This window comes from Aeromonas sp. QDB54, from assembly GCF_027707385.1.
Taxonomy (GTDB): domain Bacteria; phylum Pseudomonadota; class Gammaproteobacteria; order Enterobacterales; family Aeromonadaceae; genus Aeromonas; species Aeromonas hydrophila.
The window spans coordinates 35,800-54,491 of the sequence record NZ_JAPCIT010000021.1 but is presented as its reverse complement, the minus strand read 5'-3'; the positions used below and the strand labels follow the sequence as shown (position 1 = coordinate 54,491).

Here is an 18,692-nt window from a genome sequence, read left to right as displayed (position 1 = left end):
GCGAGGTTCTGCCGACTCACACCTCACTCACATCAACACATGGAGACAACCATGCACGCGCGTACCGCCATGACGCTGCTGCTCATGCTGACCCCCTTAGCCCAGGCCGAAACCCTGTCGCTGGAGGGTGACCAGTACCGTATCAAGGTCGAAACCGATGCCGGCAAGTTCCGGGAACTGACCTTCACCAATACCGCCAACGGCGATCTCATTCGCTCAGACAACCTGTTCGACATCAAGGGGACGGATGATCGGCTGACCCCCTCCGCCGACTTCAAGGTCACCGCATTCACCAAGAGCGGTGACCAGATCGAGATGGCGTTGGAAAATGCCGACTTCGTGGTCAAGAGTGCCATCCGGCTGGGCCGGGACAAGCGCTACGCCAGCATCGACTTTGCCCTCGACACCCTCAAGAACGGCAAAAAGATCAACGGCTTCTCCATGCTTCCCTTCCACTCCCAGGCGCCGTTTGTCTATGGCGCCATCAACAGCTCGCCCATCGTCAGCGACAGCTTCTTCATTACCCCCCAGAATCCGCTGGTCAATACCCGGGCCTACGAGGGTGGCGTCAGCCAGCTGATCCCGCTCAAGCTGCCGCTCGCCCAGGGCAAGCCGCTCAGCTATCGCACCTATGTCGGCACCTTTGGCGAGGGTCAGCTCAGGCGCGACTTCAACCGCTTCCTCAACGAAGCCCGCGATCGTCCCTACGCCCCCTACCTGCATTACAACTCCTGGCTCGACATCGGCTTCTTCAATCCCTACACGGAGGCCGAGGCACTCAAGCGCATCGATCAGTTCGGAGAGGCGCTGATCAGCCGGCGCGGCGTGCCCATGAACGGCTTTCTGTTTGACGACGGCTGGGACGATCGACTGGGCAACTGGGGTTTCAGCAAGGATTTCCCCAACGGCTTCAGCAAGCTCAAGCGCGCGGCCGAACGCTACCATGCCCAGCTCGGGATCTGGCTCTCCCCCTGGGGTGGCTACAACAAGCCAAGGGATGAGCGGGTCTCTCATGCTGCCGAGTTCGGCTATGAGCTGAGCGATGGCAAGTTCGCCCTCTCCGGCCCGGTCTACTACCAGAACTTCCACCAGAAGGTGATGTCGCTCATCAAGGATCAGGGGGTCACCCACTTCAAGTTCGACGGGACCGGCAATGCGGACAAGCTGATCGAGGGTAGCCGCTTCACCAGCGACTTCGATGCCGCCATCCACCTGATTGCGGATGCGCGGGCCGCCAATCCGCAGGTGTTCATCAACCTGACCACCGGCACCACCGCCTCCCCCGCCTGGCTGTTCTTTGCCGACTCCATCTGGCGCGGCGGCGATGACATCAACTTCTACGGACCCGGCTCCAGGGTGCAGCAGTGGATCACCTACCGGGATGCCGAGACCTATCGCTCCATCGTCAAGAACGGCCCCCTGTTCCCGCTCAACTCCTTGATGCTGCACGGACTGGTCTATGCCAAACAGGCCAAGCATCTGGATCGGCAGTCACCGCAAGACTTTGCCGATCAGGCCTGGAGCTATTTCGCCACCGGCACCCAGTTGCAGGAGCTCTATCTCACGCCGGAACTGCTGAGCGGCCAGGACTGGGACCTGCTGGCCAAGGCGGCACTCTGGTCACAGCAGAATCAGGCTGTGCTGTTCGACAGCCACTGGATCGGTGGCGACCCCACCCTGCTGGCGGTGTATGGCTGGGCGGCCTGGAGTCCGAGCCGCGCCTTCATCACCCTGCGCAACCCCTCCAGTAAGCCGCAGACATTCCTGCTGGAGCCTCAGCGCCAGCTGGAGATCCCGGCGGGCGAGGCCACCCGCTTCACGGTGCAGTCGCGCTACGGCAGCAATGCCAGCGTACCGGCCACCCTCGATGCCCCCCGCCTCATCACGCTGGCGCCGCTGGAGCTCATCACCCTGGAGCTGACCCCGGCGGGAGCCAAACCCGCTGCGGTGAAAAAGTCCTGACCCAGACCAAGTTTGACCTGACAAAAAGGGACGCCGTAGCGTCCCTTTTTCTTCGTGCCGCGGGGCTCAGCCCCTGCCGACAGCTCAGATCCCCTGACGGGCTTCCTGCATCAGCAGGCGCATGTCGCTGACTGCCTTGGCCAGGCCGTCGAAGGCGGCGCGGCCGATGATGGCGTGGCCGATGTTGAGCTCATAGAGCTCGGGGATGGCGGCGATGGCCTTGACGTTGTGGTAGTGCAGGCCGTGGCCGGCATTGACCTTCAAGCCCTTGCCGGCGGCGTAGGAGGCACCGGCGGCGATGCGCTTGAACTCGGCGTTGCGCTCGGCATCGGTGGTGGCATCGGCGTAGCGACCGGTGTGGATCTCGATGAAGGGGGCGCCGCTCTCGGCGGCAGCATCGATCTGCAGCGGATCCGCATCGATGAAGAGGGATACCTGAGCGCCGACAGCAGAGAGGCGGGCCACCGCGTCGGTCACCTTGTCCAGCTGGCCGGCCACGTCCAGACCACCCTCGGTGGTCACCTCGGTGCGCTTCTCCGGTACCAGGCAGACGAAGTGGGGCTCGATGCGGCAGGCGATGCCGATCATCTCTTCGGTCACCGCCATCTCCAGGTTCATTCTGGTCTGGATGGTCTGGCGCAGGATCTCCACGTCGCGGTCGGTGATGTGACGGCGATCTTCGCGCAGGTGCACAGTGATGCCATCGGCACCGGCCTGCTCGGCCACGAAGGCGGCCTGTACCGGATCCGGGTACTGGGTGCCGCGGGCGTTGCGCAGGGTGGCGATGTGATCGATGTTCACACCCAGATAGATTTCACTCATTGAGGACTCCTTGAAACTCTTCATCTGTTGACTGCGCGGCTACCGCGCGGATATCCGTATATCAGCTTGTAGGTTCGATTAGCGCAGCGTAATCGGACCTAGGTAACATTCTTGCCATGTCGGGTAACGCCGAAAAGTGGTTAACCCAGACTGCTTCGTCGCTTCAAAAACAGCTCCCGGCTCTTCAACTGGCGCCGCCCCAGATAGGGCTGCAGCGCCAGCCGGCTGAAACGCTTGGCCGCCTGCAGCAGGGGCGGACTGTCGAAGCGCCCCTCGGCAAAGGCCAGCAGGTGCGCGCCGAGAAACAGGGTACGGGGATCCGGCGCCCGCTCGCAAGCGACAAAGCCCAATTCACGCTCGAAGCCGTACAGCAGCTCGGGCTGGATCGGCGACTCGTCGTCGGCGGCATATTCGAAGTCCACCGCGTAGCCGAGCGCCTGCAGCAGCAGGAATTCGAAGCGGCGCAGGGGCAGCTCCGGCGTCTCGCCGTCGGCCAGCGCCATGATGGCGCGGGCATAGGCGTCAAATACTTCCGGGAACGGGGTGTGGGCTTCCAGCAGGTAGTAGACCAGCTCGTTGAGATAGAGGCCGTAGAAGAGGCGATCGCCGCCGAGCCGCAAGGAGTGATCCGGGCACTCGACCTGGGTGAGATTCTTGAGATCGCCCTTGCCGCGCCAGGCGATGGTGAGCAGGGTAAAGGGTTGCAACAGCCCCTTCAGAGGCGAGCGTGGCCCGCGAGAACCGCGAGCCACCAGAGTAAAACGGCCACTATCCTGGGTGAAAACCTCGACCAGCTGGCTGGTCTCCCGATAGGGCCGACTGTGGATGACGAAAGCCGGGGTCAGCAATCAGTCGTCACCGTAGCCGAGACTGCGCAGGGCGCGCTCGTCGTCAGCCCAACCGGATTTGACCTTGACCCACAGCTCCAGGTGCACCTTGTTCTGGAACAGCCGCTCCATGTCGAGGCGCGCCTCGGTGCCGATGGTCTTGATCTTCTCACCCTTGTTGCCGATGACCATCTTCTTCTGGCCATCGCGCTCCACCAGAATGAGGCCATGGATATGGTAGAGACCGTTCTCCTCCACCTTGAAGCGCTCAATCTCCACTGTCACCGAGTAGGGCAGCTCCTCACCGGTGAAGCGCATCAGCTTCTCGCGGATGATCTCGGAGGCCATGAAGCGGGAAGAGCGGTCGGTCACGTAGTCTTCCGGGAAGAAGTGGACGTTCTCCGGCAGCAGATCCTTGGCCCACTCGCGGATCTTCTCCACGTTGGTGCCCTTCTCGGCACTGATGGGCAGGATGTGGGCGAAGTTCATCTGCTGACCCAGCCACTCGAGGTGCGGCAGCAGATCCTCTTTCTCTTTGACGTTGTCAATCTTGTTGACCGCCAGCACCACCGGGCACTTGAGGTGGCGCAGCTTGCCCAGCACCATCTCGTCGTCCTTGGTCCAGTGAGTCCCGTCGACCATGAACACCACCATGGCCACGTCCCCCAGCGAACTGGTGGCGGCGCGGTTCATCAGGCGGTTGATGGCCCGTTTCTCTTCGATGTGCAGACCCGGTGTGTCGACATAGATGGTCTGGTAGTTCTCCTCGGTGTCGATCCCCAAAATCCGGTGACGGGTGGTCTGGGGCTTCTTCGAGGTGATGCTGACCTTCTGGCCAAGCAGCTTGTTGAGCAGGGTGGACTTGCCCACGTTGGGGCGGCCCACGATGGCGACAAAGCCGCAATAAGTGGTATCTGTCATGACAGTTTTTCCAATGCTTGCTGCGCAGCGGCCTGTTCGGCCTTGCGACGGCTGGTGCCGACCCCGACCAGCGGACCATCCAGGCCTTCCACGTCACACTGGACGGTGAATTCCTGGTTGTGGGCTTCGCCCTTGACGTTGGTCACTGTGTAGGTCGGCAGGGATTTGCGGCTTCCCTGCAGAATTTCTTGCAGACGGGTCTTGGGATCCTTCTGCTCTATACCCGGCTTGATCTCGTCCAGGCGGCTGGCGTACCAGCCCAGCAGCAGCGTCCGTACCGTCTCAAGATTGGTATCCAGATAGACGGCACCGATCACCGCCTCGACCGTGTCGGCCAGAATGGATTCACGGCGAAAACCGCCGCTTTTCAGCTCACCCGGCCCCAGGATCAGGTGATCCCCGAGGTCGAACTCCCGGCCCAGTTCGGCCAGGGTCTTCTCGCGCACCAGGGTGGCGCGCATGCGGCTGAGATCCCCTTCCGCCGCCTGCGGGAAGCGGTGGAAGAGATCATCGGCAATCACCAGACTCAAAATGGAGTCACCCAGGAATTCCAGTCGCTCGTTGTGACGGGAACCGGCGCTGCGGTGAGTCAGCGCCCGGGTCAGCAGTTCTTGATCCTGAAAGACATGCCCGAGACGGGACTGCAGTCTGTTCATCTTGATATTCATTTACTTGATTCCGCCAATGCGGTTGAAGCGCACCCCTGTCGGTACCCAGCTTGGCAGCAGGGAGCCTTCTTCGCGCTCGAATTCAAAACTTATCCAGATAGCGACCGCCTTGCCGACCAGGTTCTGCTCGGGCACGAAGCCCCAGAAGCGACTGTCGGTACTGTTGTCACGGTTGTCACCCATCACGAAGTACTGGCCTTCCGGCACCACCCATTCGTCTGGGTAGGTGCCGGGCTGGCGGTAGTAACGGCCGACCATATCGGGCATCAGCGGGTTGCGCAGGGTCTCGTGAGACACCTCGCCCAGCTGCTCGGTATAGCGGTCAAGCGGGATCCCCATCTGGGTAAATTCACCCCTTTGTTCAAACTTGACGTCGAGCTTCTGGAAGCCCGGGCACGTTTTCCCTTCCTGCTCATCGCACTTGGGCCGGATCATCAGCTCCTTGTTGCGATAGATGACCCGATCCCCCGGCATGCCGACTACGCGCTTGATGTAGTCCACCCGGGTATCCAGCGGATACTTGAACACCACCACGTCGCCGCGCTTAGGCTCACCGGTCTCGAGGAACTTGGTGTTGGTCACCGGATCCTTGAGGCCATAGGCAAACTTCTCCACCAGGATGAAGTCGCCCACCAGCAGGGTGGGCATCATGGAGCCCGACGGGATCTGGAACGGTTCAAAGATGAATGAACGCAAGATCAGCACGATCGTGATGACCGGGAAGACCCCGGCGGTCTGTTCGATCCAGACCGGCACCGGCGCCACCTTGGCCAGGGTTTTCTCGTCCAGATGGGCGCCGCCGTGGGCACGGGCCACGGCAATCTTGGCGGCCCGCTGCTTGGACCAGATCATCTTGTCCAGACACCAGATAACACCGGTGATCGCGCAGACCACCACCAGGATCAGGGAAAACGTGCTTGCCATCTATTAGTCCTTTCCGACGTGGAGAATTGCGAGGAAAGCTTCCTGCGGCACGTCGACACGGCCCAGAGACTTCATCCGCTTCTTACCTTCTTTCTGCTTGTTCAGCAGCTTCTTCTTCCGGCTCACGTCACCACCGTAACACTTGGCGGTCACGTCCTTGCGCAGGGCCTTGACGGTACTGCGGGCGATGATCTGGTTGCCGATGGCAGCCTGGATGGCGATATCGAACATCTGGCGCGGGATCAGCTCGCGCATCTTCTCCACCACCTGGCGACCGCGATACTGGGCGTTCTCCTTGTGGGTGATGATGGCCAGGGCGTCGACCCGCTCACCGTTGATCATGATGTCCAGACGGACCATGTCGGAGGTCTCGAAGCGCTTGAAGCCGTAGTCCAGCGAGGCATAGCCGCGGCTGGTGGACTTCAGGCGGTCGAAGAAGTCGAGCACCACTTCCGCCATCGGGATCTCGTAGGTCAGCGCCACCTGCTTGCCGTGGTAGACCATGTTGGTCTGCACGCCGCGCTTCTCGATACAGAGGGTGATCACGTTGCCCATGTACTCCTGCGGCAGCAGGATATGACACTCGGCGATCGGCTCGCGCATCTCCTTGATGCTGGTGATGGCGGGCATCTGGGCCGGGCTGTCGATGTGGATGGTGGTACCGTCGGTCAGCTCGATCTCGTAGACCACGGTCGGCGCCGTGGTGATGAGATCCAGATCGTATTCACGCTCCAGACGCTCCTGGATGATCTCCATGTGCAGCATGCCGAGGAAGCCGCAGCGGAAGCCGAAGCCCAGCGCGGTGGAGCTCTCCGGTTCGAAGAACAGGGAAGCATCGTTCAGGGAGAGCTTGTCGAGGGCGTCGCGGAACGACTCGTAGTCATCGCTGGAGATGGGGAACAGGCCCGCATACACCTGCGGCTTCACCTTCTTGAAGCCAGCCAGCGCCTTCTCGGCACCGTTCTTGGCCTGGGTCAGGGTATCGCCCACCGGCGCGCCGTGGATGTCCTTGATACCGCAGACAACCCAACCTACCTCGCCGCAACCCAGCCCCATGGTGTCCACCTGCTTGGGCGTGAAGATACCGATACGATCGACGCCCCACACCTGACCGGTGCTCATCACCTTGATCTTGTCGTTCTTCTTCAGCGAACCGTTCTTGATCCGCACCAGCGACACGACGCCCAGATAGGAGTCGAACCAGGAGTCGATGATCAGCGCCTGCAGCGGCGCATCCGGATCACCTTCCGGTGCCGGGATCCGGGCCACGATCTCTTCCAGCACCAGGTCAACACCCAGTCCGGTCTTGGCGGAGCAGCGCACCGCATCGACCGCGTCGATACCGACGATGTCTTCGATCTCTTCGGCAACCCGCTCCGGCTCGGCGGCCGGCAGGTCGATCTTGTTCAGCACTGGCACCACTTCCAGGTCCATTTCCATGGCGGTATAGCAGTTGGCCAGAGTCTGTGCCTCAACCCCCTGGCCGGCATCCACCACCAGCAGCGCCCCTTCACAGGCCGCCAACGAGCGGGAGACCTCGTAGGAGAAATCCACGTGGCCAGGGGTGTCGATAAAGTTCAGCTGGTAGGTGTTACCGTCTTGTGCCTGGTAGTTCAGGGTCACACTCTGTGCTTTGATGGTAATGCCGCGCTCGCGCTCCAGGTCCATGGAGTCAAGCACCTGAGCCTGCATCTCGCGGTCGGACAGGCCGCCACAAGTCTGGATCAGACGGTCCGACAGGGTCGATTTACCGTGGTCGATGTGCGCAATAATCGAAAAGTTACGAATGTGTTTCATCGAGCAAGAATCACTCAAAATTAGGTTAGGGCCGGATATGGAGGCAGGATTTTACTGGATAACCCGGTCGACGGCCAATCTTTAGTCGACGAAGCACCAGAAATACAGGCCTGGACAGTGTCAGGAGAGGTGGCGGGTGGGTAGGATCACCCCTAGCATGCGGGGACCATAAGCCCCCTGATCGAGCCGGTTGGAAAAGTAACGAACCAGTGAAAATCCGATAAGGCCGCCCAGCAGGCAACTGAGGATGGTGACCCCCTCCCCGGCCGACAGCAAGGGAGCCAGCCAGAGTTGCCCCAGCAGGGCTCCCGCCAGCAGACAGAATAGCGGCAGCACGTAGACCAGCGCCGCCCCATGCAGAATGCTCGCCTGGGGGATGCCAAGCCTCACTTGCTGGCCGACGCTCACCTCGATGGTGAGCGCCACCCGCAGCCGCTGCGCCTGCAACGGAAACGCCTTGGCTACCGTGCCGGTGCCGCAGTTGGACTGTTGATGACAACCGCTGCAGGCGGAGCGTCGTTCGCACTCCACCCAGGCATGTTGTCCATCAATGGCCACTACGGTTGCCAGCTCTTCGCTCATTCCACTCACAAGACGGTTCCACATTAACTAGACAGAGATTGACCCAATCTGAACATGACTGTCTGGATTGGGCAAGCAACAGTGCATCGGCGACTACTGGACGGTCTCATTGCGGGCCAGAGGTTGCACCGACTCGGCGATGCGTTTGGCGGTGTCTGCCGGCACCTCACCGACCACGGTGATCTCGACCCCCACGTCATTGACATAGCTCACCAGCGAGGTGGCCCCCTGACGGATCAACTGCTGGCGCACCGCCTGCTTGGGGTCGACCCGGGCAACGTAGACCGAGAGATCCACCAGCCCGTCGGAGAGCATCATGTAATCCACCGGCAGGCTGGTGGTCACCAGCTGATGCCGATCCCGCGAGAGCACCTTGAACCCCTCCGGCAACCAGGTCAGGTGCCAGTTCAGCTGCTGCTGTGGCGCCGGGTAGGCGTCTTCCAGTGCCAGTGCCTGAGGCAGCTTGCTGCCAGCCAGCTTCACCAGCCAGGGCGCCGGGGCAGGCAGCCTGTCCAGATCCACCCCCAGCACCTGTTCCACCAGATTGCCTTCCCGATCCACCATGTCCACCCGCACCAGCAGGTGGCTCTGCTCGTCGATCCAGAGCACGAAGCCGTACTTGTCGGCCTCTTTGGGCACCAGCCGCACGACCTGAGCCACCAACCCGGCCGCCCGGCTGCGACCGGCCAGCACGGGGTCATAGCTCTCCAGCACCCGTGGCAACGGCATCCTGACCAGGCTCGCCCACACACCAGGGAAGCGGGCACCCTTGAGGGTGTAAGGTTCGTGGGTATTTTCGAAGAAGGTGTACTCATCCTGGCGCTGCAGATACTCGATGGTCTTGCCATCGAGATAGCTGAGGTGAGCCACCTCCTTGCCATCGATCACGCCGTGGCTGAAGCGGATGGGTTCGAGGCGCCCCTGCCGGGCCTTGACCATGGATAATTCAAAATTCTGTTGCGAGACGGCACTCTGCATCTGCTGCAACAAGGCCTCGGCCGACTTGTCGTCGGCCGAGGCCTTGGCACTGATCAGCAGGAGAGAGGCCAGCAAAATACGGCTGGACTGGCGCACGTTCTGATCCCTAAATCCGTTATTCCTGAATCTGCTTGTCTTGCAGCAGACGCTGTTGCAACTGGTGGTCACGCAGGAAAGCATTGATGCGCTCGCGCTGCTCCTGCATCTGCTGCTCGCTCAGCCCTTGCTGACGGGCAGTGGCCCGGTTGCCATCCTGCGGGTAGTGCACACTCACCGGTGAAGCACTGCCACCAACGGGGATAGTGTTGAGTACCGGGTTGGTCGGCAACCCATCCTGCCCCTGATACTGCTGTACCCCGAAGATGACGGCGGCAGCGACCGAGGCGGCGATGGCGTATTGTCCCACCTGCTGGCCGGCACGGCGCAGAAACGGCACGACCTTGGCGGTACCCGGCTGCGGTGCGGCAGGTTTGCTCTCCACCGGCTTGGGCGCCAGGATAGTGGGTTCATCTTCCAGCGCAGCCATGATGCTGTCGCTCAGATCCAGTTGCAGATTGACCGGCAGGTCCCCCCGCATGGCATCACCAATCAGGTGGTAACGAGACCAGGTGTCTTGCAGAGCCGGATCCGTTCCCAGCTCGTTCAGAACCTCAACATCGCTCAAGTCACCGTCCATCAGGGCCGAGAGTTGCTCTTTAGTTGCCATAAGTTAACCTGTCTTTCCCCAGTTAATTCTCGATCAGAGGTTGCAGCTTTTTATCGATTGCTTCCCTCGCCCGGAAGATTCGGGATCTCACCGTACCCACCGGACAATCCATGATTTCGGCAATCTCTTCGTAGCTCAGCCCTTCCAGTTCGCGAAGGGTGATAGCTGTCCTCAAGTCTTCCGGCAAAGCTTCTATGGCAGAAAACACGGTGCGCTTGATCTCGTCGGTCAGCGTCAGGTTTTCCGGGGTAGCCACCTCTTGCAAGGCTTCGCCACCGCCATAGTATTCTGCCTCTTCCGCCTCTACGTCACTGCTGGGCGGCCTGCGCCCTTGAGAGGTCAGATAATTTTTGGCCGTGTTCACGGCAATCCGGTACAACCAGGTGTAAAACGCGCTCTCGCCACGGAATGTCGGCAGCGCACGGTAGGCCTTGATGAATGCCTCCTGCGCCACATCCGGTACATCGCCCGGGTTGTTGACATACCTGGCCACCAGGTTGACCACCTTGTGCTGGTATTTTTTTACCAACAGGTTGAATGCATTTTTATCGCCACGCTGGACCCGTTCAACCAGCTGTTCGTCCAGTAGATTCTGGTCGCTCATCAGAGCCGTAAAACCCCCATCAGGTTATCGTTTTTCTTTTCCGGCCCTTCCTAAGCGCACAAGTTCAGACAGGAGGAATCAGGGAAAGTTCGCTTGCATTGAAAAAAATGTGACGCAGGCTGCATCACCACCCTCGCTTGGGCTACCATGGTGCCAGTTCTTAATCCAGGCCAATGATACTTATGAAAGCAAGTGTTGAATACCTTTGCGACGTACTGATCATTGGCAGCGGTGCCGCCGGTTTGTCTCTCGCGTTGCGATTGGCAGACCAGGCCAAAGTCCTGGTTCTGAGCAAGGGGCCCATCAGTGAAGGGGCCACTTTCTATGCGCAAGGAGGCATCGCTGCCGTGTTCGACGAGACCGACAGCATCGAATCCCACGTGAGCGACACGCTCAACGCCGGGGCCGGGTTGTGTGACCCGACCGTGGTGGAGTTCACCGCCCGCAACGCCCGCGAATCCATCCAGTGGCTGATCCAGCAGGGGGTCCCCTTCGATCAGGAGGAGGACGCCGAGGGCGAATCCCACTATCACCTGACCCGCGAAGGGGGCCACAGCCATCGCCGCATCTTCCACGCGGCGGATGCCACCGGCAAGGCGGTGCAGCTCACCCTGATCGATCAGGTGCGCGCTCACCCCAACATCCAGCTGATGGAACGCTTCAACGCGGTCGATCTCATCACCACCCGCAAGCTGGGTCTGCCGGGCAACCGGGTGCTGGGCGCCTATGTCTGGAACCGCAACGCCGAGCAGGTCGAAGTGATCCGTGCCCGCTTCGTGGCACTGGCCACCGGCGGCGCCTCCAAGGTGTACCAGTACACCTCCAACCCGGACGTCAGCTCCGGTGATGGCATCGCCATGGCGTGGCGCGCCGGCTGCCGGGTGGCGAACCTGGAGTTCAACCAGTTCCACCCCACCAGCCTGTTCCACCCCGATGACCCCAACTTCCTGCTGACCGAAGCCCTGCGCGGCGAAGGGGCCTACCTGCGCCGTCCCGACGGCAGCCGCTTCATGCCGGAGTTTGACGAGCGGGCCGAGCTGGCACCACGGGACATAGTCGCCCGCGCCATCGACCACGAGATGAAGCGGCTCGGCGCCGACTGCATGTATCTGGACATCAGCCACAAGCCGGCCGACTTCATCATCAAGCACTTCCCGACCATTCATGAACGCTGCCTCGCGGTCGGCATCGACATCACCAAGGAGGCGATGCCCATCGTCCCTGCCGCCCACTACACCTGTGGCGGCGTGATGATCGACAACAACGGCCAGACCGACATCCCCGGCCTCTACGCCATCGGCGAGGTGACCTACACCGGGCTGCACGGTGCCAACCGGATGGCCTCCAACTCCCTGCTCGAATGCGTGGTCTATGCCCATCAGGCGGGGGCCGACATTCTGGCCAAGCTGCCGATGAGCGTGGAGCCGCCCCGTCTGCCGGTGTGGGACGAGAGCAAGGTGGAAGATTCGGACGAACTGGTGGTGATCCAGCACAACTGGCATGAGCTGCGCCTGATGATGTGGGACTACGTGGGGATAGTGCGTACCAACAAACGCCTGGCCCGGGCCAAGCGCCGCATCGACCTGCTCAAGCAGGAGGTGCAGGAGTACTACGCCCACTTCCGGGTCTCCAACAACTTGCTGGAGCTGCGCAACCTGCTGCAGGTGGCCGAACTCATCGTCAACTGCGCCCTGCAGCGCAAGGAATCGCGCGGCCTGCACTACAACCTGGACTACCCGGACATGCAACCGGACTCCAAGCCGACCGTGCTGACGCCGGAACGAGACTAACCCTTTCGCTTCGCAATGAGCCTGAGAGTCACACGGCCTGCACTGCTGCGACCCGGACTACCCGGACATGCAGCCGGACTCCAAGCCGACCGTGCTGACGCCGGACAAGGATTGATCCTGCCCGCCATGAACCAGCATTGCTGACGATGGATAGGGATTAATCGATCCGCCTCCCCCAGATGACCTCGCTCCGGCGGGGTCATCTGTTTTATGGGGAAGAGAGACTAGCGGGTCGGCTGGGAGCAGTGGATGGCGCGGGCCAGCGTACGGTAATGAGCTGGCGCCAGCGCATCGCTGAACAGCCAGAGCCGGATGGCGGGACGCTCCGCCGCCACCAGTTGCAGCCAGAGTACCCCGGGCCAAATGCGGCTGCCCGCCCCCAGCTGATAACGGTTGCCCTGCCAGCTGAGCCACTGACCGTCCCACTCCAGCACGCCGGTCATCCGGCTCGTGTCGAGCCAGGCGCGCCACAACCCCAGACCCCAGCAGGGCAGCAACAGGGCCCACTGCCAGCCGTGGATCAGGGCGGCCAGCGGCCACAGGATCAGCAGAAACAGCGACAACAGCAGCAGACGCTGCTGTCTGGAGACGGTGACGGGCATCGACACCCGTACGGATGGATCAACGCTGGCGATCGTGGCGGGCCTGATTGCGTTCCAGGATCAGCGGGATCATGGCGGCGAAGGCGGGGTCTTCCGGCACGCCGTGGCCCATGCTCCAGCGGAACAGCTCCGGATCCTCGCACTCCAGCAGGCGGATGAAGGTTTGCTGCTCCGCCTCGCTCAGACCGTCGAACTCGTGTTCGAAGAAAGGCATAAAGATCACATCCAGCTCGAGCATGCCACGGCGGCAGGCCCACTTCAGGCGGGATTTTTCAATTGGGCTCAACATGGAACTCTCCTTACAAAGACCCGGCGATGGTAACAGCTGGATTTTCCGGCTGACAAACATTCCTTACGTCTTTACCATGCAGGTCACATACTTTCTGTCTCTGGAATGCCATCGTGAGCCTGCCAACCCTTCCCGCCGAGCCAACCCTGTTCCCTCTGACCGATCTGGCCATCACCAGCCTGAGCGGCCAGGATCGCGCCAAATACCTGCAGGGTCAGGTCACCTGTGACGTCAACGCCCTGCAGCCAGGCCAGCACACCCTGGGTGGCCACTGTGATCCCAAGGGCAAGCTGTGGAGCGATTTTCGCCTGCTCTGCCTGAGCGATCGCCTGCTGATGCTGACCAAGCCGTCGGTGCTGGCCCGCCAGCTGCCCGAGCTCAAGAAGTTCGCGATCTTTGCCAAGGTCGAGATCAGCGAAAATCACGGCCAGGCGGTCGGCGTGGCCGGTCAGGGGACCGATGGCTGGATCGCAGGGCAATTCGGCCTGCAGGAGAGCGGCCTCATCGAGGGTGGCATGGCGGTGCGGGTCGAGGCCGACCGCTGGCTGCTGGTCAGCGAACAGCCGCTGGCGCTGACCCTGCCCAGCAGCCCCGAGTCGCTCTGGTGGGGACTGGAGATCAAGGCCGGCATCCCCCATCTGGAAGCCGTGCATCAGGGTGAGTACATCCCCCAGATGCTCAACCTGCAGGCGTTGGACGGTATCAGCTTCACCAAGGGCTGCTACATGGGGCAGGAGACGGTGGCCCGCGCCAAGTATCGTGGCGCCAACAACCGCGCCCTGTTCGTGCTGAGCGGCACTGCCGCAACGCCGGTTGCCAGCGGCGACACCCTGGAGATCCAGCTCGGTGACAACTGGCGCCGTAGCGGCATGGTGCTCAACGCCTGGCAGCAGGATGGCGAGCTGTGGCTCACCGCCGTGCTGCCCAAGGACATCGAAGCCGACGCCCGTTTCCGGCTCAAGCAAGAGGAAGGCTCAAGCCTGAGCCTGCAGCCCCTCCCCTATCAGCTGACCGAGTAAGCGAAGAGCCCTGCTAGCGCGCCCGCGCCAGCAGGGCCTCCTTGAGCCAGCGCCCCGCCTGCCCGAGCGGGCGGGCGCGATGCCACTGCAGCTCCAGTGCCAGCTCCGGCTGGGTAATGAAGTCCGGCTTGAGCACCACCACCTCGCCCCGGGCCAGCGGCCGGTGCAGCAGAAAATCAGGCACCGCCGCCCAGCCCAGCCCCAACTTGACCAGCTCGAGTACTCCCAGATCCCCCTCGACCCACCACACCTGCGCCGACAGGCGAAAGCGATGACGCTCCGTTCCTTCCCGTCGCCCTGTCACCATCAACTGGCGCGCCCCCTGCAGATCGCTCTCCCGCAGCGGCGCCTTGTGGGCCAGCGGATGCTCGGGGGAGACCACCAGCGGCATGGGCACCCCCCCCAGCGAGCGGGCGACGATCTCCCGCTGCGGGTGCTCCTTCTGATAGCTGATGCCGAGCTGGGCGCGGCCGCTGGTCAGCATCTCGGTGAGATCCTCCATCAACGGAAACAACAGCTCCAGCTCCACCGTTGGATAGCGGGTGGCGAACCCCTCCAGCACGGAGCCGAGCCAGGGCAGGTGGGAGTCATCGTCGATGGCCAGGGTCAGGCGCGACTCGACACCGGTGGCCAGCTCGCCGGCGATGGCCTGCAAGCGCTCGCTCTGGGCCAGCAAAATGCCGGCCTCCTGGCTGATGCGCACGCCCGCCTCGGTCAGCACCGGATAGCGGCCGCTGCGATCGAACAGCTCGAGCCCCAGATCTATCTCCAGATTGGCGATGGCGGTGCTGACCACCGACTGCGCCTTGCCTAACTGGCGCGCCGCCGCCGAAAAGGAGCCCGCCTGTGCGGCGGCCAGCAATACCCTGAGTTGTTCCAGCGATGGATTCATCGTCCTGCTCCTGCAAATGCGGTCATCTATCTATTTTAGCGATGGATACCAACGTGAAACTATCAACAAATAGGGATAGATTGCCAACCAGTCAGTCAACATACCTGTTTAAAGAGAGGAATTTATGCGTACCCGCAACGACCGTATCCGCCATGCCATCGGCTTTGAAGTGATAGGTCTGCTCATCGCCGCCCCCCTGGCCAGCTGGGTCACAGGTATCGAGCTCAGCCACATGGGGCCGCTGGCCATCCTGTTCTCGGTGCTGGCCACCGTCTGGAACTATGTCTACAACATCGGCTTCGACAAGCTGCTGCTCAAGTACCAGGGTCACCCGCACAAGACCTTGTGGCAGCGCGTAGTCCATGCGTTTGGCTTTGAAGGGGGCTTCATGGCGCTGACCCTGCCGGTCATCGCCTGGTGGCTGGATCTCGCCCTGCTGGCGGCGCTGGCGCTCAACATCGGCTTCGTGACCTTCTATCTGGTCTACGCCTTCATCTACAACTGGAGCTATGACAAGGTGTACCCGATCCCGGGCCAGTGGCAGCAGAACGCACTGGGTTGAACGACGGCAAAAAACGGCAGGAAAAACGAGGCACCATCATGCAAGGGGCATGATGGTGCTGGGGGAGGACAAGCCCGGCGGGCCTGCCACGGCGTTCAGGCTTGTGCCTTCAGCTCTTCGGTCTGGGCCTCTACCTCGGCCGACTCCTGCGTCAGCATGGCCTCGATGTCGCTCTGGTACTGGGTCAGCAGTCGCTGGGCCGCGACCATGTCACCCTTGTGCAGGCGCTCGAACAGATGGTGCTGCACCACACCGTTGAGATACTCCACCGTGACCGGTTGCTCGAGGGTATCCAGCAACTCCTCTTTTTCCAGCTCGGCATTGATTTCATCGGCACTGGTACGCAGCAGACCGGCCAGTTGTACCAACATACGGCGCTCACCTTCGCGCAACAGGCTCAACATGCGGTTTCTCTGCTGCTCATTCTGTTGGGTCATACATTTCCTTACGTCGAATGGGAACAAGCCCGCTCATTCTGCCTTGTCGCTCTGACAGCGTCTATCTCATGCCCCCCACTTATTTTCATGTCGCAGCCGCAAAGTGCGCCAGATGCTATTTGACCCGTCGCTAGGTATAGTAGCCACTGGTTTACGGGCGCCGAGCCGCCCCGATCGGACGAGATATTTCACCATGACCGACACCATTCTGGTGCTTTGCACCTGCCCGGATGAGGCCAGTGCCGACCTCATCTGCGCACAACTGCTGAGCCAGCGGCTGGCGGCCTGCATCAACCAGCTGCCCGGCCTCACCTCCGTCTATCGCTGGCAGGGCCAAATCGAACGGGCCACGGAGATCCAGCTCATCATCAAGTCGCACGCCGCCCTGTTCGAGCCGCTGCGCCAGTGCATTCTTGCTCATCACCCTTATGAGGTGCCGGAGATCCTGGCGCTGCCCACAAGCCAGGGCCACCAGCCCTATCTCGACTGGATAAAACAGGAAACCTCATGACTCCGTCTCGCCTGCTCTTTCCCCTGCTGTTGCTCTGTGCCCTGCTGGCCGGTCTGGGCTCACTGCCGGTCCGCGCCAGCAGCACGGATCTGCTGAGCGCCCTCGGCATCGAGGCCAGCGCCCAGCCCAAATTTCTGAAAGTGGACGAGGCATTCGTCCTCAAGAGCGAACAGCAGGGCAATCGGCTGCTGCTGCGCCTGCGTATCGCCGACGACTACTACCTCTATCGCCACAGCTTCCGCTTCAAGGGGGAAAACCTCACCTTCGAGGAGCCGGTGCTGCCCGCCGGCACCGAGCATGAAGATGACTTCTTCGGCAAGACCCAGGTCTATTACCGGGAGCTGCAGATCCCCGTCACCCTGACCGAGGCCGGCCAGCAGGCCAGCCTCAAGATCAGCTATCAGGGCTGTACCGACGGCCTCTGCTATCCCCCCACCGACAAGCTGATCAGTATCCAGCCGCTCACCGCCCAGCAGAGCGAGCAGCCTGACCAGCCCATACCGGCCAGCAGCCAGCAGGATCAGCTGGCGGCCGCCCTCGGCAGCCAGGGCTTCTGGCTCAGCGTCGCCGCCTTCTTCGCACTCGGGCTCGGCCTCGCTTTCACCCCCTGCGTCTTCCCCATGTATCCCATCCTGACCGGGATCATCGCCGGGGCCGGCCATCACCTCTCCACCCGCCGCGCCTTCCTGCTCTCCTTCGTCTACGTGCAGGGGATGGCGGTCACCTACACCCTGCTCGGGTTGGTGGTGGCCTCGGCAGGCTTGAAATTCCAGGCCGCGCTGCAACACCCCTACGTCTTGATCGGCCTCTCGGTGATGTTCGTGCTGCTGGCACTCTCCATGTTCGGGCTCTATACCCTGCAGCTGCCGAGCAGCCTGCAGACCCGGCTGTCCGGCCTCTCCAACCGCCAGCAGGGCGGCTCTGTGCTCGGAGTCGCTATCATGGGGATGATCTCCGGCCTGGTCTGCTCCCCCTGCACCACGGCCCCGCTCTCCGGCGCCCTCATCTACGTGGCCCAAAGCGGCGATCTCTGGCTCGGCGGCGCGGCTCTCTACGCCCTGTCGCTCGGCATGGGGCTGCCACTGCTGCTGCTCGGTACCTCGGGCGGCAAGCTGCTGCCCAAGGCGGGCGCCTGGATGGACGTGATCAAGCAGCTGTTTGGCTTCGCGTTGCTGGCGGTACCCATCCTGCTGCTCTCGAGGCTCTGGAGCGATCAGGTCACCACCCTGGTCTGGCTCGGCTGGGGGCTGCTGCTGTGCGGCTACCTCTATCATCACAACCAGCATCAGGGCCATTCGGTGGGGCGCAGCCTGCGCGGCTTCGTACTGCTGCTGGCCATGATCAGCGCCGTGGTGGTGGGCAAGGATCTGCTGCTGCCACCCCAGGGGGCCAGCGTAGCCGCTCAGGCCGAGGCGCCAACCTTCATCCGCATCAAGACGCTGGACGATCTCAAGACCCAGCTGGCCGCCGCCCACGGCAAGCCGGTGCTGCTCGATCTCTATGCCGACTGGTGCGTGGCCTGCAAGGAGTTCGAACACAAGACCTTCAGCGACCCCGCCGTGCGCGAGCGGTTCGGCCAGATGGTGCTGCTGCAGGCAGACGTCACCGCCAACGACGATGCCGATGTGGAGCTGCTCAACGGCCTCAACGTGCTGGGGCTGCCGACCCTCATCTTCTTCGACCGCGCCGGCAACGAGGTGAGCGGCCAGCGGGTCACCGGCTTTATGGGGCCCACCGAATTTCTCGGTCAGCTGGACAAGCTGCGCTAAGGCCGGGTGGCCCGTGCAATCGTGCGGGTC

The 18,692-nt window shown here is 62.1% G+C and carries 20 protein-coding genes; 6 read left to right on the top strand and 14 right to left on the bottom strand.

Annotated elements, in window-relative coordinates:
• Positions 1-51: 51 nt before the first annotated feature.
• On the top strand, positions 52-1,962 hold the full coding sequence (ast, locus tag PG881_RS18750; RefSeq protein ID WP_270802016.1) for a thermostable cytotonic enterotoxin Ast: 1,911 nt from the start codon (positions 52-54) through the stop codon (positions 1,960-1,962).
• Between the two features lie 84 nt (positions 1,963-2,046).
• Here the strand turns inward: ast and pdxJ are convergent, their stop codons facing one another.
• From pdxJ to rpoE, 10 genes are all read right to left on the bottom strand, one after another.
• Positions 2,047-2,784, bottom strand: a complete 738-nt coding sequence (gene pdxJ / locus PG881_RS18745) for a pyridoxine 5'-phosphate synthase (RefSeq protein WP_270802013.1) — start codon at positions 2,782-2,784, stop codon at positions 2,047-2,049.
• Between the two features lie 140 nt (positions 2,785-2,924).
• Positions 2,925-3,632 (bottom strand): DNA repair protein RecO, encoded by a 708-nt coding sequence (recO, locus tag PG881_RS18740; RefSeq protein ID WP_017410656.1) that lies wholly within the window; start codon positions 3,630-3,632, stop codon positions 2,925-2,927.
• Positions 3,633-4,532 carry a GTPase Era gene (gene era, locus PG881_RS18735; RefSeq protein ID WP_011704750.1) on the bottom strand — a complete coding sequence of 300 codons (900 nt, stop codon included), beginning with the start codon at positions 4,530-4,532 and terminating at the stop codon, positions 3,633-3,635.
• Positions 4,529-5,200: a ribonuclease III gene (gene rnc, locus PG881_RS18730; protein WP_011704749.1), complete on the bottom strand. Its 672-nt coding sequence runs from the start codon at positions 5,198-5,200 to the stop codon at positions 4,529-4,531. The genes era and rnc overlap by 4 nt, the downstream gene beginning before the upstream one ends.
• On the bottom strand, positions 5,201-6,124 hold the full coding sequence (lepB, locus tag PG881_RS18725; protein ID WP_270802009.1) for a signal peptidase I: 924 nt from the start codon (positions 6,122-6,124) through the stop codon (positions 5,201-5,203).
• Between the two features lie 3 nt (positions 6,125-6,127).
• Complete coding sequence (gene lepA / locus PG881_RS18720; protein ID WP_016349519.1) at positions 6,128-7,921, bottom strand: translation elongation factor 4; 1,794 nt, start codon at positions 7,919-7,921, stop codon at positions 6,128-6,130.
• A gap of 120 nt (positions 7,922-8,041) precedes the next feature.
• Positions 8,042-8,503 carry a SoxR reducing system RseC family protein gene (locus PG881_RS18715; RefSeq protein WP_270802060.1) on the bottom strand — a complete coding sequence of 154 codons (462 nt, stop codon included), beginning with the start codon at positions 8,501-8,503 and terminating at the stop codon, positions 8,042-8,044.
• Positions 8,504-8,596: 93 nt separating this feature from the next.
• Positions 8,597-9,577, bottom strand: a complete 981-nt coding sequence (locus PG881_RS18710) for a MucB/RseB C-terminal domain-containing protein (protein WP_016349517.1) — start codon at positions 9,575-9,577, stop codon at positions 8,597-8,599.
• A gap of 19 nt (positions 9,578-9,596) precedes the next feature.
• On the bottom strand, positions 9,597-10,187 hold the full coding sequence (locus PG881_RS18705) for an RseA family anti-sigma factor (RefSeq protein ID WP_011704744.1): 591 nt from the start codon (positions 10,185-10,187) through the stop codon (positions 9,597-9,599).
• 22 nt (positions 10,188-10,209) lie between these two features.
• A complete protein-coding gene (gene rpoE, locus PG881_RS18700; RefSeq protein WP_005309371.1) occupies positions 10,210-10,791 on the bottom strand; it encodes an RNA polymerase sigma factor RpoE in 582 nt (193 codons plus the stop codon).
• 182 nt (positions 10,792-10,973) lie between these two features.
• On the opposite strand from rpoE, the gene nadB reads away from it, so the two are divergent.
• Positions 10,974-12,581: an L-aspartate oxidase gene (gene nadB / locus PG881_RS18695; RefSeq protein ID WP_270802001.1), complete on the top strand. Its 1,608-nt coding sequence runs from the start codon at positions 10,974-10,976 to the stop codon at positions 12,579-12,581.
• A 224-nt stretch (positions 12,582-12,805) separates the two neighbouring features.
• Here the strand turns inward: nadB and PG881_RS18690 are convergent, their stop codons facing one another.
• Both PG881_RS18690 and PG881_RS18685 read right to left on the bottom strand, forming a co-directional pair.
• Complete coding sequence (locus PG881_RS18690; RefSeq protein ID WP_270801998.1) at positions 12,806-13,183, bottom strand: protein YgfX; 378 nt, start codon at positions 13,181-13,183, stop codon at positions 12,806-12,808.
• A 19-nt stretch (positions 13,184-13,202) separates the two neighbouring features.
• Positions 13,203-13,472 (bottom strand): FAD assembly factor SdhE, encoded by a 270-nt coding sequence (locus PG881_RS18685; RefSeq protein ID WP_011704741.1) that lies wholly within the window; start codon positions 13,470-13,472, stop codon positions 13,203-13,205.
• A gap of 113 nt (positions 13,473-13,585) precedes the next feature.
• Between PG881_RS18685 and ygfZ the strand changes: the two genes are divergently transcribed.
• Complete coding sequence (ygfZ, locus tag PG881_RS18680; protein WP_270801996.1) at positions 13,586-14,491, top strand: tRNA-modifying protein YgfZ; 906 nt, start codon at positions 13,586-13,588, stop codon at positions 14,489-14,491.
• A gap of 13 nt (positions 14,492-14,504) precedes the next feature.
• Here the strand turns inward: ygfZ and PG881_RS18675 are convergent, their stop codons facing one another.
• On the bottom strand, positions 14,505-15,383 hold the full coding sequence (locus PG881_RS18675; RefSeq protein ID WP_011704739.1) for a LysR family transcriptional regulator: 879 nt from the start codon (positions 15,381-15,383) through the stop codon (positions 14,505-14,507).
• A 124-nt stretch (positions 15,384-15,507) separates the two neighbouring features.
• On the opposite strand from PG881_RS18675, the gene PG881_RS18670 reads away from it, so the two are divergent.
• Entirely contained in the window at positions 15,508-15,945 is a 438-nt protein-coding gene (locus tag PG881_RS18670; protein ID WP_011704738.1) for a PACE efflux transporter, read from the top strand.
• A 95-nt stretch (positions 15,946-16,040) separates the two neighbouring features.
• On the opposite strand, the gene PG881_RS18665 is transcribed toward PG881_RS18670, so the two are convergent.
• Positions 16,041-16,382 (bottom strand): hypothetical protein, encoded by a 342-nt coding sequence (locus PG881_RS18665; RefSeq protein ID WP_270801993.1) that lies wholly within the window; start codon positions 16,380-16,382, stop codon positions 16,041-16,043.
• Positions 16,383-16,575: 193 nt separating this feature from the next.
• Here PG881_RS18665 and cutA point away from each other — a divergent pair, with 193 nt between their 5' ends.
• Both cutA and PG881_RS18655 read left to right on the top strand, forming a co-directional pair.
• On the top strand, positions 16,576-16,893 hold the full coding sequence (gene cutA, locus PG881_RS18660) for a divalent-cation tolerance protein CutA (RefSeq protein WP_270801991.1): 318 nt from the start codon (positions 16,576-16,578) through the stop codon (positions 16,891-16,893).
• Positions 16,890-18,662, top strand: coding sequence for a protein-disulfide reductase DsbD (locus PG881_RS18655; protein ID WP_270801989.1), 1,773 nt, complete (start codon positions 16,890-16,892; stop codon positions 18,660-18,662). Before cutA ends, PG881_RS18655 begins: the two co-directional genes overlap by 4 nt.
• The last annotated feature ends 30 nt before the right edge of the window (positions 18,663-18,692 follow it).